Source organism: Nonomuraea sp. NPDC051298 (genome assembly GCF_055586305.1).
Window position 1 is genome coordinate 61,716 of record NZ_JBVJIM010000003.1, and the last position, 14,986, is coordinate 76,701.

Here is a 14,986-nt window from a genome sequence, read left to right on the forward strand (position 1 = left end):
GACGGCGCGTCCGACCACAGCGCGTCCGACCACAGCGCGACCGGCGACAGCGCGAGAAGCACGCGGATGACCACTCCGCTGGAAGCAGCAGAGCCCGCCGTCCAGGCGGCGGGCCCTGGTGACGAGCGCCCCGCCCACCGAGGCACGCTGCGATACGCGTTGTCGAAGGCCGGTGGGGCGCTGTTCAGCATCGCCATGGTGATCGTCGGCACGTTCTTCGTGTTCCGGCTGTTGCCCGGCGACCCCGTGCGCAACCTGGCACAGGGCCGCAACATGACCCCGGCCCAGCTCGACCTGGAACGGCGGCGGCTCGGGCTGGACAAGCCGCTGATCGACCAGTTCGTCGACTTCGTGGGCGACACGCTCCGGCTCGACCTGGGCACCTCGTACGAGTACAAGCGCCCCGTGCTCGACCTGATCGGCGAACGCCTCGGCCCGACCCTGCTGCTCGCAGGGACCGGCCTGGCCATCGCGGTCAGCCTGGGCATCTGGCAGGGCACGCGGGCGGGCTGGCGGCACGGCAGCCGCTTCGACCGCGTCTCCACCGGCGCGTCGCTGCTGCTGTGGTCGGTGCCGACGTTCTGGCTCGGGCTGCTGCTGATGATGGTGTTCGGCGTGGGCATCGGGCCGATCCCCGGCCTGTTCCCGTTCCGCGGCATCGAGAGCGTGGACGCGCCCGACGGGTTCGCGTACGTGCTGGACGTGGCCTCCCACATGGTGCTGCCCTGCCTGACCCTGGTGGCCGTGGTGTACGCGCAGTACCTGCTGGTCATGCGGTCGTCGCTGCTGGAGGAGGTCAGCCAGGACTACGTCACCGTGGCCAGGGCCAAGGGGTTGCGTGACGACGACGTACGCCGCCGCCACGCGGTGCCCAACGCGCTGCTGCCGACGGTGACGCTGGTGTTCATGCGCATCGGCTTCGTCGTCGGCGGGGCGGTCACCGTGGAGACGATCTTCACCTGGCCGGGCCTCGGCCAGCTCTTCTACGAGGCGGTCCGGGTGCCCGACTTCACCCTCATGCAGGGCACGTTCCTGCTGATCACCGTGGCCGTGATCGTCATGAACACGCTCGCCGACGTGGTCTACCACCTGCTCGACCCGAGAGTGAGGTCCGCATGACGGGGGTCGCCACGGCCCGCAGGCGGCAGGCCGTGGGCCGGTTCTGGGCCGAGTTCCGCGGCCATCGGGCCGGCGTCGCCGGGCTGGTCGTGCTCGTCGTCGCGGTCGTGCTCGCGCTGGTCGCCCCGCTGTTCATCGACGACAGCGTGACGAGCGTCGTGGTGGGCACGGGGGAGCGCTGGGCCGCGCCCAGCCTCTCCGAGCCGTTCGGCACCGACGAGTCCGGCCGTTCCACCCTGCTGATGGTCTGGTGGGGCTCGCGGACGTCGCTGCTCATCGGCTTCCTCGCGGCGCTGCTCAGCATCGTGATCGGGCTGCTCGTCGGGATCACCGCCGGGCACTTCCGCGGCTGGGCGGGCGGCGCGCTGATGCGCGTCACCGACTGGTTCCTGGTGCTGCCGTCGCTGGTGACGGCGCTGGTGCTGGCGGCCATCCTGGGCGGCAGCACGTTCACCATCATCGTGGCCATCGGCATCACCACGTGGCCGTCCACCGCCCGGCTGATCAGGGCGCAGACGCTGGCCGTGGAGGCCCGGCCGTACATCGAGCGCTCCAGGGCGCTCGGCGGCGGCCACTGGCACATCACCACCAGGCACGTGCTGCCGAACGTGGCGCCGCTGCTGCTGGCCAGCACCACGCTGGAGGTGGCCAGCGCGATCGTCACCGAGTCGACCCTGGCCTTCCTCGGCGCCAGTTCGAACAAGACCTCGTGGGGCACCATGTTGCGGGCCTCCTACGACTTCGGCGCCGCCACCCAGGGCGCCTGGTGGTACATCCTCATCCCCGGCCTGGCCATTCTCGTCGTCGTCATGGCGTTCACCCTGGTGGGAAGGGCTCTGGAGGCCGTGCTCAACCCCCGGCTGAGGAGGGCCGCGTGAGCCTGCTCGAACTTGACGACGTGTCGGTGACGTACCGCATCGCCTCGGGCGAGGTGCCCGCCGTGCGCGGGGTGTCGCTGACGCTGGACTCCGGAGCGGCACTCGGAGTCGCCGGCGAGTCGGGATCCGGCAAGTCGACCCTGGCCATGGCGCTGCTCCGGCTCCTGCCCCGGGACGCGCGCGTCGGCGGCCGGATCCTGCTCGACGGCGACGACGTGCTCACCATGAAGTGGGGCCGCATACGCGCCGTACGGTGGGCCGAGGCGTCCATCGTCTTCCAGGGGGCCCAGCACGGCCTCAACCCCGTACGCAGGATCGGCGACCAGATCGCCGAGCCGCTGCTCGTCCACGGCCTGGCCAAGCCGGACGGGGCCCGCAGGCGCGTGGCCGAACTGCTCGAACAGGTCGGCCTGCCCGCCTGGCGGGCCCGCAGCTACCCGCACGAGCTGTCCGGCGGGCAGCGGCAGCGCGTGATGATCGCGATGGCGCTGGCCTGCTCGCCCCGGCTGATCATCGCCGACGAGCCGACCACCGCGCTCGACGTGATGGTGCAGGCCCAGGTGCTGACCCTGATCAAGGACCTGGTCGCCGAGCACGGCATCTCCCTGATCATGATCTCGCACGACCTGTCGGTGCTGGCCGACGTCTGCGACCGGCTCGCCGTCATGTACGCCGGTCGCGTCGTCGAGCACGGCCCGTCCGGCGAGGTGTTCCACGACGCCCGCCACCCCTACAGCCGGGCGCTGGCGGCCGCCTTCCCCACGGTCGGCGACCCGGCCTCGCGCATGGCGCCCAAGGGGCTGGGCGGCGACCCGCCCGACCCGATGCAGCTTCCCGGCGGCTGCGCGTTCCACCCCCGCTGCCCGGTCGCGCTGGACGGCTGCGCGAGCCTGGACGTGGAGCTGTGGCCGGCCGGCCAGGACCGTACGGCCGCCTGTGTGCACGTCAGGGCCGAGGAGGAGGTCTCATGACCGAGACGCGCACCGCCGCGGAGGCGGTCTCGACCACCCGCCCGGCCCTGCTGGAGGCCCGCGACCTGCACGTGGAGTTCTCCTCGCGGGGCCGCCGCGCCCGCGCGGTCGACGGCGTCAACCTGGCCATAGGCGAGGGCGAGATCGTGGCCCTCGTCGGCGAGTCGGGCTGCGGCAAGACCACGCTCGCCCGCACGTTGCTCGGCCTCGAACGCCCCACCTCCGGCGAGGTCCACTACGGCGGCGCCGCCCTGAGCTACTCCTCCAAGGCGCTCAAGGCGTACCGGCGGCAGGTGCAGCTCGTCCTGCAGGACCCGACCGGCTCGCTCAACCCCCGGCACACCGTGTACGAGGCCGTCGCCGAGGGCCCGCGCATCCACGGGCTGCCCGACGAGCGCGAGGTCGTGGCCACGGCCCTGGCCAGGGCGGGGCTGCGACCGCCCGACCGGTTCTTCCTGCGCTACCCGCACGAGCTGTCGGGCGGGCAGCGGCAGCGCGTGGTGATCGCGGGCGCGCTCGCGCTGGACCCGAAGGTGCTGATCGCCGACGAGCCGGTGGCCTCGCTGGACGCCTCCGTACGCGGCGAGATCCTGGCCCTGCTGCTCAGGCTCCGCGACGAGCTGGGGCTGTCGGCGCTGGTCGTCACCCACGACCTCGGTCTGGCCTGGAACATCGCCGACCGGGTGGCCGTGATGTACCTGGGCAGGATCGTGGAGTCGGGGCCCGTGGAGCAGGTGCTCACCGCGCCGCGGCACCCGTACACGCAGGCGCTGATGTCGGTGCTGCCGGAGTCGCCCGAGCGGGTGGTGCTGACCGGTGAGCCGCCGGACCCGACCAGGATCCCCGGCGGGTGCCGCTTCCACGCCCGGTGCCAGGTGCTCGCCTCGGGGCCGGCGGCCGAGGCCGGGGTGGACGGACGGTGCCGTACGGAGCCGCTGGACATCCTGCCGGCCGTGCCAGGGGCGCAGGCGGCCTGCCACTACGCCGGGCTGACCTCCTGACCTAGCCGAGTGCGGCGTCGTGGACCAGGATGGCGGCCTGGACCCGGTTGGCCAGGCCCAGCTTGGCCAGCACGCGGCTGACGTGGGCCTTCACCGTGGCCTCTGTCAGGCGCAGCTCGCGGCCGATCTCGGCGTTGGACAGGCCGCGGGCCAGCGCCCTGATCACCTCCTCCTCCCGGCCGGTGAGCCCGGCGAGCTGCCTGCGGGCGGCCTCGGCGCGGGAGGGGGCGCGCTCGGCGTAGGAGGCGATCAGCCGTTTGGTGACCGAGGGGGAGAGCATGGCCTGGCCGCCCGCGACCGTACGGACCGCCGCGGTCAGCTCGCGCGGCGGGGTGTCCTTCAGCAGGAAGCCGACCGCGCCCAGGCGCAGGGCCCGGTGCACGTACTCGTCGAGGTCGAACGTGGTCAGCATGATCACCTTGGCTGGCTTCGGCTGCGGTTCTGCGAGGATGCGGGCGGCGGCGGTCAGGCCGTCGAGGACCGGCATGCGTACGTCCATCAGCACGACCTCGGGGCGCAGCCGCGCCACGGCCGAGACCGCCTCGGCGCCGTCGCGGGCCTCGCCGACGACGGCGATGTCGCCCGCCGCCTCCAGGATCAGCCGCAGCCCCGAGCGGACGAGCTGCTCGTCGTCCACGACGAGAACCCTGATCATGCCGGGATCCGCGCGCTCACGAGGAAGCCGCCGCCCTCCTCCGGGCAGGTACGCAGCGTGCCGCCGAGCAGCTCCACCCGCTCGCGCAGCCCCACCAGCCCCCATCCCGCGCCGGGCAGCTCCGCGCGCACCGGCGTGCGGCCCGTGCCGTCCTCGTGCGGGCCGTCCTCGTGCGGGCCGCGCGACGTGACCGCCCCCGCCTCGCGGGGGGCCTGGTTGCGCACCTCCACTTCCAGCTCCCCCTCGCCGTAGCGGATGCGCACGTCGGTGCCGGCGTCCCCGGCGTGCTTGTGCACGTTGGTGAGCGCCTCCTGGACCACCCGGTACGCCGTGCGCTCCACGGTGGACTCCACCGGCCGAGGACGCCCCTCGTCATGCCTGGTCACCGCGATGCCCAAGGCCCTGGACTGGTCGAGCAGCCGGTCGAGGTCGCCCAGCGTGGGCGGCGGCCGGTAGTCGGCGTCGCGGGCTTCCTGGCCGGGCGAGCGCAGCACGCCGAGCACCTCGCGCAGGTTGGCCAGCGCCTCGCGGCCGATCCCGCCGATGAGCGCGGCCGTCTCCGCCGTCTCCGCGTCGCCCGTACGCACCTCGAGGGCCCCGGCGTGCAGCACGATCAGCGAGACCCGGTGGGCGACCACGTCGTGCATCTCCCTGGCGATCCTGGCCCGCTCGTGCGCCCTGGCCTGCTCGGCCCGCATGACCTGCTCGCGTTCGAGCCGGGCCGCCCGGTCCTGCGCCGACGCCAGCACCTCGGCCCTGGCCCGCGTCCACAGGCCCACCAGCAGCGGCAGCACGACCACGCCCAGCGCGATGAACACCGCGTTGCCCGAGGTCGCGGTCGTCATCCGCTGCAGGCCGCCGACCCGCTCGCCGACCAGCGCCGAGAGCCCGCACACCGCCAGGCCGCCGCCGAGGTAGGTGGCGGGGAGGCGGCGTCCGGTGAGTGTGCGGCCCGCGAAGTAGGAGGCCAGCAGCAGCGGCGGCCAGATCACCAGCCAGACGTGGACGACCGCGCCCACGACGGCGAGCGGCCACCAGGACCGCCGCGCGTGCCAGGCGGCCACCCCCGTGGCCACCGCGATCACGGCGAGCACCGGGAGCGGCAGGTCCGACGGCACTCCCGCCTGCCCGGTCGCGACGAACATCGACAGGGCGGACATCCCCGCGCCGAGCAGTACGAACCGCATGCTCACAGCGTATGGGCCGGTCGGGAGAGCACCTTACGACGAAAGTAGTAACGGCCGACCGACGATCGGGGCGTACGCCCCCGGGCCCGCCGCCGCGAGAGTGGTGCCCATGTGGAGAACCCTGGCCGTCACGGCCACCTCGCTGACCCTGCTGACCGCTCCCGCGCAGGCGGCTGTGCCCGATCCTGTGCCCGATTCCGTGCCTGAGTTGTCGCTGCCCGCCCCGACCGGGGCCGAGCCCGTCGGCACGACCAGACTGCACCTGGTGGACGAGAGCCGCCCCGACCCGTGGAACCCGGCGGCCCGCGAGCGGGAGCTGATGGTCACGCTCTGGTATCCGGCCAGGTCGGCCACCGGCAAGGTCGCGCCGTACATGACGGCCCAGGAGTCGGAGGCGGTGCTGAAGGCGTACTCCGTCCCGAAGGACGCGTTGACCAGGGTCAGGACGCACGCCCGCCTCGACGCGCCCGCCGCAGGGGGGAGGCGGCCCCTGGTCGTCATGTCGCCCGGGTTCAGCTTCCCGCGCGCCACCCTGACCTCGCTGGCCGAGGACTTCGCCAGCAGGGGATACCTGGTCGCGGCCGTGGAGCACACGTACGAGTCGGTCGCCACCACCTTCCCCGACGGCCGCACCACCTCCTGCCTGGCCTGCGTACCCGGGCAGGACCAGGCCAAGGTGGTGTCGGGCCGGGCGCGGGACGTACGGTTCGTGCTCGACGAGCTGACCGGGGGCCGCTGGGGCGCGAAGATCGACCGCTCGCGCATCGCCATGGTCGGCCACTCGGTCGGCGGGTACGCCACCGCCGCGGCCATGCCCGGCGACCCCCGTATCAAGGCGGGCGTCAACCTGGACGGCACGTTCAAGGTCGATCGGCCGATCAAGCGGCCGTTCATGCTGCTCGGAGCAGCTCCGCTGCACACACCGGAGGGTGCGGACAAGTCGTGGAGCACGGCCTGGCCCAGCCTGACGGGCCAGAAGCGCTGGATCACGGTGACGGGTGCCGACCACTCGGCGTTCGTCGACTACGCGGTGCTCAGGAAGCCGCTCGGCATCCCGGCGCAGGAACTCGACGGCACGCGGGCTCTGGAGATCACCCGCGCCCACCTGGCGAGCTTCCTCGACCGCCACCTGCTGGGGAGGCGCACGCCCGTCAAGGACTACCCCGAGGTCACCGATCACTCGCTGGTGACGCTCTCCGCGACCCGGTAGTCCCTGAGCGAGACGGCGCCCCTGCCCGGGGAGGCCCTCCGGCTACGCACCGGGCGAGGGCGGTCTATGCGCGCTGACTCGCGCGTCGCCCTGCTGCGATCTGGGCTGCCGCCAGCCCGCACACGTGCTGGACGAACCAGGCGCGGCCGTCGGCCACCTGCTCGCCGTTCCACTGCCCGCGCAGGTGCTCCGGCAGGTCGCGGGGCGCTGGGACGGTGGCGGGCCTGGACTTGGCACGCCATAGGTCGGGTTCCAGAACGTGTAGTCGCCGCCGACCACGGGCTCAGGGTCGAGATCGATCGGCACACCGCCGCGATCGATGAGGTGGACCATGACCACGTTCCGGCCACAGTCGCCGCAGCAGGAAAGCGCGTCGGTCATGGCGCGGGCCGCCCGCGAGCGCGATGCCGAGCCAGGCACTTGACGCGCGACATCTGTACGGTCAGAGCGGCCATGAGTTCGATGGGATCGCCGCGCTGAACCTCCCGCAGCACACCGGCAGTGACCATTTCCAGCGTGGGCTGCCACAACGCCGTGGCGGTCCAGACCCAGCGGCCGTCACCGCCGAGCCGGTACGCGAACGTCCACTCCGGGAAGGTGTTGGCGAGGACGGCGCGCTGACGTTCTCTCACATCGAGGCGGAGCCACGCTCTGATCGCGGCCTCCTGCTCGGAGGCCCGCACGCCCACATCACTCGAATCCATTTCAGTCGCCATCCCGCTCAAGCGAATCGGCTGATTCGAGATCAATTCCGGGATTCACCTTGCGGCCTTTCTGATCAGCGGTTACGCACTCTCCAGTGGTTTTCGCGGTCCGGCGGAACGCGCAGTGTCATAGTGAAAGAGTTCGGGGGGACATCCAAGGGGATGGATGTTGGAACTCGCTTTTCCAGAAATCCCAGCAACGAGGAGATGAATGCGATGCCCCGCCGCCCTGACGCCGTCGATCCCTCCGCGTCGCCCTGGCACTTGCTGGGCTCCGAATTGCGGCATTGGCGGGATGACGTATGCAACCTCCCTCAGCGCGAAGCGGCGGCGAAGGCGCTGTGCGACGATGGCGACCTGTCCAGGTGGGAGCGGGGACTCGCTCGCGTGCAGCCGGATGTATTGGAACGCCTGGACAACCTCTACGGGGCCGACGGTCGACTTGTGGCTCTCCATGCTGCAATGACCGAGTTGGATAACTTCCGTGTGGGTACGGTGGAAAGTACAAAACCCTCATCTCATGTCGAGGACGACGATATGGAACGCCGCGCCGTCATGCAGATCCTCGCCGCTCTCGGTGCGGGCGCTGCAATCCCGCCAGGCACGTGGGACGCCCTCTTCTCTGGGGTTGAGCGGACCATCGCGAGTCGCAGCGGTATCAGCATGGACGACTGGACAGAGATTGCCTGGGAGCACGACTTCGCCTACTACACCAATCGCCCCGGGACGGTCTTCCCCACCATCGCGTCTGACTTCGCCGAGGTCTCCACGATCCTCAAGCGGACGTCATCGTCCACCGCTCGCTTAGGGTTACTACGAGTCAGCGCGCAACTCGCCGTACTCATGGGCATGGAATTGAGCGACATCGGAGATCAGGGCTCCTCGCTGCGATCCTGGCGGCTGGCCCGCCGGGCCGCCGACGCCACCGACGACCGTGAACTCCGTGTCTGGGTCCGCGGTTGGGAGGCCGAGTACGGGTTCTGGGCCGGGCGGCCAGCACCGGTCGTGGCCAAGCTGGCGAACGAGGCCATTGAGATCGCGGACGGGGCGCCGTCCCGGAGCCTCGCCGAGGCCCACATGGTGCGCGCGTTCCTGATGGCGTCTCAGGGCGACAAGGAGAACACTTATGCCGCGCTGCGTGACCTGCAGCGTACATTCGACAAGCTGCCGGAATCGGTGAACAGCGATCAGACTTCGCCCCTGTGGAGCTTCCGGGCGTGGGCGCAGGCGTGGGCGCTCGCCTATCCCTACGCCTTGGTCGGGGAGCCTCGAGAGGCGCTCAAGGCAGCAGAGCAGGCCCGCACGCTGTGCCCCCGCGCGTTCCTCGGCAACGCGGCGAACTTGTCGCTCGTACATGCCCTCACTCAGGCCCGGGACCGCGATGTTTCCGACGGGCTGCAGCAGGCCATCGCGACGGCGCAGGCGTGGCCGGTCAGCACGATCCGCGCGCGGATCATCGGTCAGATGCTTGACGGGCTGCCGGAGAAGGCGCGAGGACTGGAGGCTGCTCGCGAACTACGCAGCCTCACCGCCGCACCGCTCAGCGACGCTTGACGACGCTCATCTCGGAGGGTCAGAAGGCGCTGATGGTGGCTGGGGCGCGTTCGGTTCGGCTCAACGTACGGATGACGGCCGTCGGGCCGTGGCGGTGTACGGCGAGCCGGGCCAGCAGCTCGACCACCGGTTCGATGACCGAGTCGGGCAGGGCCGGGGTCTCCACGCCGACGCTGGACGCCAGGTCGTCGGAGTGTACGACCAGCTCCACGAGCCTGGTGAGCAGGAAGTCGTCCAGCCGCAGCGACCAGCCCGACCACGGCAGGTACACGACCCGGTCCGCGGGCTCGGCGGGCAGCGCGGCGCTCAGCATCTCCAGCAGCGCCTGGGCCCGCTCGACCAGCACCGCGGGCCCGGCCGCCGCGGCCGCCTCACCGCCGCGCCGGATGCTCAGGTTGCTCTCGTGGTCGAGCCCGGCCTGCACCCACGGCGAGCGCGAGAAGTGCTCGATGAGCGCGATCGGCTCCTGGGCGGGCCCGTCGGGCGCGGCGGGCGGGAGCACGTCGGCGGCCCTCACGAGCTGGTGAGCCAGGTGTCCGGCCAGTCCCGCGACGCTGAACTCCATCAGCGCGCTCGGCTTGTCCCACGACGCCGCCACGGCCGGGTCGTTCAGGAGCGACACCGCCGAGGCCGCGGCCACCAGATAGGACTGCCTGCTTTCCCCCATTTGCTGCCCTCTCCCGGGTTTAGGTTGGCGCTAACACTATGCACCTAACAAACCAGCCGCGCATTGCCATCCTGGCTGGTGAGACGGTAGGCCGCCTCCGCGCGCCGACGGGGCTCAGGCGAGGGCGCGTCTGATGGCGGACCGTACGAACGCACGCGCCAGGCGCCCCCTCCTGAACCGGCTCAGCACCGGGCGCGGGGTGCCGTAGCGGCGGGCGCGGATGTCGGCCACGACCGTCTCCGGGGCGCCCAGCTCGGCCAGGACGTCCAGCGACTCCAGCTTGCTGATCAGGCGTCCCTCCCGCAGGGTCACCGTGGCCCTGGCGACCGTCATCATGCCCAGGTCCACCCAGATGTCCTGCAGCCAGCGCCGCCGCGCCTGGGCCTTGACCAGCCAGTAGTCACGCAGGTCCGTACGGACGAACCGGGCCAGCTCCTCGTCCGACACGGGCGGCAGCAGCTCGGCCGGCGGCGGCCCGTACAGCACCCGGGCCCCCTCGTGCAGTTCGCGACGCGTGACCGCGGTGACCGGACGGCGGAAGATGCGCCCGTGCGCCCACGTGACGTGCTCGCCCGCGAGGTCGTCCAGCTCCTGCCTGGCCAGGTAGGAGCAGTGCAGCAGCTCCGCCGGCGGCAGCCGCAGCCTCCGGTGGACGGCCTTGATCCGCCGCCAGTGGTCCATCGTCGCGGGGGAGTCGAGCACCGCGATCAGGTCCAGGTCGCTGCGTTCTGGCTGGTAGTCGCCGCGCGCGAGCGAACCGTGGGCCCAGAGCGCGACCAGGGGTACGGCCGGTCCGACGGCGTCGAGAAAGTCCTCCAGCAGGCGTTCCGTCGCTGCGTGCATGAACGCAACTATGATCGATTCGCGGCCGTCATGGAAGGTCGCGCGACGTCGGCGCCGGGTGTCAGGGCGTGCCGAACAGGGCGCTGACCGACTCGCCGTCGTGGATGCGCCGCATGGCCTCGGCCAGGGCGGGCGCGATCGACAGCACGGTTAGCTTGTCGCTGGGCTTGGGCGGCGGCACGGTGTTGGTGCAGACGATCTCCTCGACCTCGGGCAGCGCGCTCAGCCGCTCGATCGCCCCGCCGGCGAACAGGCCGTGGGTGCAGGCCACGCGTACGGACCTGACCCGGCGCTCGCGCAGCCGGTCGAGCAGCTCGATCACCGTGCTGCCCTTGGCGATCTCGTCGTCGAGGATGATCACGTCCTTGTCCGCCACGTCGCCGATCACCGAGCTGATCACCACCCGGTCGTCGCTGAAGCGCTGCTTGGCGCCCATCGCGACGTCGGTGCCGAGCAGCCGGGCGAAGTGCGCGGCCTCCTTGGCGTTGCCGAGGTCGGGGGAGACGACGACCGTGTTCGACAGGTCGTAGCGCTGGAAGTGGGCGGCCAGCTCGCGCAGCGCGTGCAGGTGGTCGACGGGCACGCTGAAGAAGCCGTGGACCTGCGGCGAGTGCAGCGTCATCGCCAGCACCCGGCTCGCGCCCGCGGCCACCATCAGGTCGGCCACCAGCCGCGCCCCGATCGAGATGCGCGGGGCGTCCTTCTTGTCGCTGCGGGCGTAGGCATAGTGGGGGATCACTACGGTCGTGCGGGCCGCGGAGGCGCCGCGGGCGGCGTCGAGCATCAGCAGCAGCTCCACGAGGTGCTCCTGCACGGGCGGGACGAGCGGCTGGATGAGGAAGACGTCGCGCTCACGGCAGTTGGCCTGGAGCTGCACTTCGAGCACGTCGTTGGCGAAGCGGTTGAGCCGTACGGGGTGTAGTGGGGTGCCCAGGTGGGCGCAGATCTCCTCAGCCAGGTCGGGATGAGCACTGCCGCTGAAAACCGTGATGTCTCGCACGATTCCCAAATCGTAGCCACCAGGGCCGACTTTCTCCGAGAGCGACCCCCGGTGCGGGTCGTCGGCCCCGCTGCCACAAGGGTTCCGTGTCATGAGAGCGTCTCCGGGGTGAGCGCGTCGAGGCCGGGCAGCACGTGCCAGGCCAGGGCGAGGGCGTCGGGCGCGGGCGGGTAGCGCGGATGCGGTACGGCGATCACGCGCATGCCCGCCGCGTACGCCGAGCGCAGCCCGTTGCTGGAGTCCTCGACCGCCACGCAGCCGCGCGGATCGACCCGCATCCGCCGGGCCGCCTCCAGGTAGCCGTCGGGCGCGGGCTTGCCGCGCGCCACCTCCTCCGTGGAGACGGTGGCCGCGAAGCACCGCGTCAGCCCGGCCCCGTCGAGCACCACGTCGATCAACCGGCGCGGGGACGAGCTGGCCAGCCCCAGCGTGACCTGCTCCGACAGGCGCTGCACGGCCTCCACCGCCCCCGGCATCAGCGGCACCCCGTGGCGGTAGCGGGCCGCCATCTGCTCGACCACGCCGCGCGCGATGTCGGCGGGCGCCAGGCCCACCCCCAGTTCGTGCAGGTACGCCGCCCACTCGGCGGTGCTCATGCCCATGAGCCTGGACTGCGTGTCGGGCTGCCACGTGCCGCCGTGGTCGGCGACGAACGCCCGGCGTACCTCCTCCCAGACCGGCTCGGAGTCCACCAGCACACCGTCGAGGTCGAACACGCACGCTTTCACCCGACCAGCCAACCACATCCGCCCCAGAACGCAGCGCGGATGCCCCTGCTGGAGATTCATCCTATTTGGGCGTCTATTGAGCTATTTGCCCGAATTGTGGGGAAGTCGGCTAGGCATGGCAGACCTTCCATTTCACGACCGGGGTGACTTCGACGACGCGGACCGTGGGTTCATCGCCAAGCTCACCCCCGCAGTGATCAGAACGGTGGACGGCCGGGTCGTGTGGGACAACGACTCCTACGACTTCCTCCAGGCGGACTGCCCCGACACGGCCCATCCCAGCCTCTGGCGCCACGGCCGGCTCTGCGCCAGACAGGGCCTGTACGAGGTCACGAACGGCATCTACCAGGTACGCGGCCTGGACATCTCCAACATGACCCTGGCCGAGGGCGAACGCGGCGTCGTCGTCATCGACCCGCTGATCTCCACAGAGTGCGCCGCCGCCGCGCTCAAGCTGTACCGGGCCCACCGCGGCGACCGTCCCGTCACCGGCGTGATCTACACCAACGCCCACGCCGACCACTTCGGCGGCGTACGCGGCGTGCTCCCCGCGACCGGCGGCGGGGTGCCGATCCTGGCCCCCGCCGGGTTCATGGAGCACGCGATGGCCGAGAACGTCTACGCGGGCCCCGCCATGAACCGCCGCGCCGTCTACACGTACGGCCCCGCCCTGCCCCGCTCCCCGGAGGGCCAGATCGGCGCCGGACTCGGCATGACCGTCTCCACCGGCACCATGTCGCTCGTCCCGCCCACGGTCGAGATCGCGCGTACCGGCCAGGAGGAGATCGTCGACGGCGTCCACCTGGTCTTCCACGTGACCCGCGGGTCCCCCGAGATGACCTTCCTCCTGCCCGGACACCACGCCCTGTGCCTGGCCGAGAACGCCACCCACAACCAGCACAACATGCTGCCCCTGCGCGGCGCCGCCGTCCGAGACGCGCGGGCCTGGGCGCGCTACCTCACCGAGACCGTCTCCCTGTTCGCCGGGCGGGCCGAGGTCGCCTTCGCCTCGCACCACTGGCCCACCTGGGGCCGCGAACGCGTCGAACGCTTCCTCGGGCAGCAGCGCGACATGTACGCCTACCTGCACGACCAGACCCTGCGCCTGCTCAACAAGGGACTGACGGCCGTCGAGATCGCCGAGACCGTGCAACTGCCGCCCGAGCTGGAGCAGGTCTGGCACACGCACGGCTACACCGGCTCGCTCAGCCACAACGTCAAGGCCGTCTACCAGCGGTACCTGGGCTGGTTCGACGGCAACCCGGCGCACCTGTGGGAGCACCCGCCGCGCGAGAGCGCCCTGCGCTACGTCGAGTGCCTCGGCGGAGGCGCGGCCGTGGTCGCCTTCGCCCGTCGCTACGTCGACGAGAACGACCTGCGCTTCGCCGCCCAGCTCCTCAACCACGCCGTCTTCGCCGACGAGGGCAACAAGGAGGCCCGCGACCTGCTGGTCGAGGTCTACACCAGGCTCGGCCACGGCGCCGAGAACGCCACCTGGCGCAACTTCTACCTCATGGGCGCCCTGGAGTTGGCCGACGGCATCGTGCCCGCCACCCTGGAGCCCGCAGCGCCCGACCTGCTCGCCGCGCTGACCGTGGAGCAGATCTTCGACTCGATCGCCATCCGGGTGGACGGCCCCAGGGCCTGGCACGAGCGGCTGGCCATCGACTGGCACCTGACCGACCTGGGCAGGCGTTACCGTACGACGCTGTCCAACGGCGCGCTCATCCAGCAGGCCGACCCGCGCGACGAGAGCGCCGACCTGACCCTGCGGCTGACCAAGGCCCAGCTCGTCGGGCTGCTGGCGGGCAAGGGGGTGGAGGGGGTCGAGCGCGAGGGGGACACGACGGTCCTGCGGCGGCTGGTCGCCGTACTGGACCGCCCGGTCCCGGACTTCGCCGTCGTCACCGCCTGACCACCCGCCCGGCCCTCCCGCCCGGTGGCGGCTCGTACTCGTGGTGACGCCGCTCCATCTCGGCGCGCAGCGCCCGGCAGGCGAGCGCGAGCAGCGTCACCACGAGCGCCGCGACGCCTGGACCGACCAGCAGCGGCACGGCCGGCTCACCCGCGTGCCAGGCCGCCGCCAGGGTCGCCGCCGACGTCAGCACCGCCACCCCGAACATGGCCGCCCACAACGGCAACACGTGCAGGTACGCGAACAGCAGCGGGAACGCCAGCCACACGAACGGCGGCGCCGCCACGGCCAGCACCGCCCACCCGGACGTCACCAGGCCCAGCCACAACCCCCTGGCGAACCGCCGCCGCCCCTCGATCGCCGGACCCGCCGCGTACACCAGGCCGAGCAGCACACCGCCCACGGCCACGCCCGTGCGACCGTCGCGCCACGCGCCGACCACGTCGATCGCCAGCAGCACACACGCGGTGACCGGCGCCGCCCACTTCAGCAGCCGCAACGGAATGTCCATCATGACTCACCAAGAGTAACCTGGGGCGGCCTCCGCGAGGCGC

Annotated in this window: 15 protein-coding genes; 7 read left to right on the forward strand and 8 right to left on the reverse strand. The window is 71.7% G+C overall.

What is annotated here, in order from left to right:
• Positions 1–66: 66 nt before the first annotated feature.
• From ACZ6S0_RS10230 to ACZ6S0_RS10245, 4 genes are read left to right on the forward strand one after another with little or no spacing between them, the layout of a single operon-like run.
• Entirely contained in the window at positions 67–1,119 is a 1,053-nt protein-coding gene (locus tag ACZ6S0_RS10230; RefSeq protein WP_465915378.1) for an ABC transporter permease, read from the forward strand.
• A complete protein-coding gene (locus ACZ6S0_RS10235; protein ID WP_465915380.1) occupies positions 1,116–1,997 on the forward strand; it encodes an ABC transporter permease in 882 nt (293 codons plus the stop codon). Before ACZ6S0_RS10230 ends, ACZ6S0_RS10235 begins: the two co-directional genes overlap by 4 nt.
• Positions 1,994–2,968, forward strand: coding sequence for an ABC transporter ATP-binding protein (locus ACZ6S0_RS10240; protein WP_465915382.1), 975 nt, complete (start codon positions 1,994–1,996; stop codon positions 2,966–2,968). The genes ACZ6S0_RS10235 and ACZ6S0_RS10240 overlap by 4 nt, the downstream gene beginning before the upstream one ends.
• On the forward strand, positions 2,965–3,969 hold the full coding sequence (locus ACZ6S0_RS10245) for an ABC transporter ATP-binding protein (protein WP_465915384.1): 1,005 nt from the start codon (positions 2,965–2,967) through the stop codon (positions 3,967–3,969). The genes ACZ6S0_RS10240 and ACZ6S0_RS10245 overlap by 4 nt, the downstream gene beginning before the upstream one ends.
• A 1-nt stretch (position 3,970) precedes the next feature.
• Here the strand turns inward: ACZ6S0_RS10245 and ACZ6S0_RS10250 are convergent, their stop codons facing one another.
• Both ACZ6S0_RS10250 and ACZ6S0_RS10255 read right to left on the reverse strand, forming a co-directional pair.
• A complete protein-coding gene (locus ACZ6S0_RS10250) occupies positions 3,971–4,624 on the reverse strand; it encodes a response regulator (RefSeq protein ID WP_465915386.1) in 654 nt (217 codons plus the stop codon).
• The gene (locus ACZ6S0_RS10255) at positions 4,621–5,811 is read right to left on the reverse strand and encodes a sensor histidine kinase (protein WP_465915388.1); all 1,191 of its coding nucleotides are present in this window, start codon (positions 5,809–5,811) and stop codon (positions 4,621–4,623) included. Before ACZ6S0_RS10255 ends, ACZ6S0_RS10250 begins: the two co-directional genes overlap by 4 nt.
• 109 nt (positions 5,812–5,920) lie before the next feature.
• Here ACZ6S0_RS10255 and ACZ6S0_RS10260 point away from each other — a divergent pair, with 109 nt between their 5' ends.
• A complete protein-coding gene (locus ACZ6S0_RS10260) occupies positions 5,921–7,021 on the forward strand; it encodes an alpha/beta hydrolase family protein (protein ID WP_465915390.1) in 1,101 nt (366 codons plus the stop codon).
• A 377-nt stretch (positions 7,022–7,398) separates the two neighbouring features.
• Here the strand turns inward: ACZ6S0_RS10260 and ACZ6S0_RS10265 are convergent, their stop codons facing one another.
• On the reverse strand, positions 7,399–7,770 hold the full coding sequence (locus ACZ6S0_RS10265; protein ID WP_465915392.1) for a hypothetical protein: 372 nt from the start codon (positions 7,768–7,770) through the stop codon (positions 7,399–7,401).
• 162 nt (positions 7,771–7,932) lie between these two features.
• On the opposite strand from ACZ6S0_RS10265, the gene ACZ6S0_RS10270 reads away from it, so the two are divergent.
• On the forward strand, positions 7,933–9,279 hold the full coding sequence (locus tag ACZ6S0_RS10270; protein WP_465915393.1) for a helix-turn-helix domain-containing protein: 1,347 nt from the start codon (positions 7,933–7,935) through the stop codon (positions 9,277–9,279).
• A gap of 19 nt (positions 9,280–9,298) precedes the next feature.
• Here the strand turns inward: ACZ6S0_RS10270 and ACZ6S0_RS10275 are convergent, their stop codons facing one another.
• The 4 genes from ACZ6S0_RS10275 to ACZ6S0_RS10290 form a co-directional block, all read right to left on the reverse strand.
• Positions 9,299–9,946: a maleylpyruvate isomerase N-terminal domain-containing protein gene (locus ACZ6S0_RS10275; protein ID WP_465915394.1), complete on the reverse strand. Its 648-nt coding sequence runs from the start codon at positions 9,944–9,946 to the stop codon at positions 9,299–9,301.
• Between the two features lie 114 nt (positions 9,947–10,060).
• Positions 10,061–10,789: a nucleotidyltransferase domain-containing protein gene (locus ACZ6S0_RS10280; protein WP_465915396.1), complete on the reverse strand. Its 729-nt coding sequence runs from the start codon at positions 10,787–10,789 to the stop codon at positions 10,061–10,063.
• Positions 10,790–10,850: 61 nt separating this feature from the next.
• On the reverse strand, positions 10,851–11,789 hold the full coding sequence (locus tag ACZ6S0_RS10285; RefSeq protein WP_465915398.1) for a ribose-phosphate diphosphokinase: 939 nt from the start codon (positions 11,787–11,789) through the stop codon (positions 10,851–10,853).
• A gap of 89 nt (positions 11,790–11,878) precedes the next feature.
• The gene (locus ACZ6S0_RS10290; RefSeq protein WP_465915400.1) at positions 11,879–12,517 is read right to left on the reverse strand and encodes an HAD family hydrolase; all 639 of its coding nucleotides are present in this window, start codon (positions 12,515–12,517) and stop codon (positions 11,879–11,881) included.
• 115 nt (positions 12,518–12,632) lie between these two features.
• On the opposite strand from ACZ6S0_RS10290, the gene ACZ6S0_RS10295 reads away from it, so the two are divergent.
• The gene (locus ACZ6S0_RS10295; protein WP_465915402.1) at positions 12,633–14,432 is read left to right on the forward strand and encodes an alkyl/aryl-sulfatase; all 1,800 of its coding nucleotides are present in this window, start codon (positions 12,633–12,635) and stop codon (positions 14,430–14,432) included.
• Here ACZ6S0_RS10295 and ACZ6S0_RS10300 read toward each other — a convergent pair.
• Positions 14,422–14,946, reverse strand: coding sequence for a hypothetical protein (locus tag ACZ6S0_RS10300; RefSeq protein ID WP_465915404.1), 525 nt, complete (start codon positions 14,944–14,946; stop codon positions 14,422–14,424). The genes ACZ6S0_RS10295 and ACZ6S0_RS10300 overlap by 11 nt on opposite strands.
• Positions 14,947–14,986 lie beyond the last annotated feature (40 nt).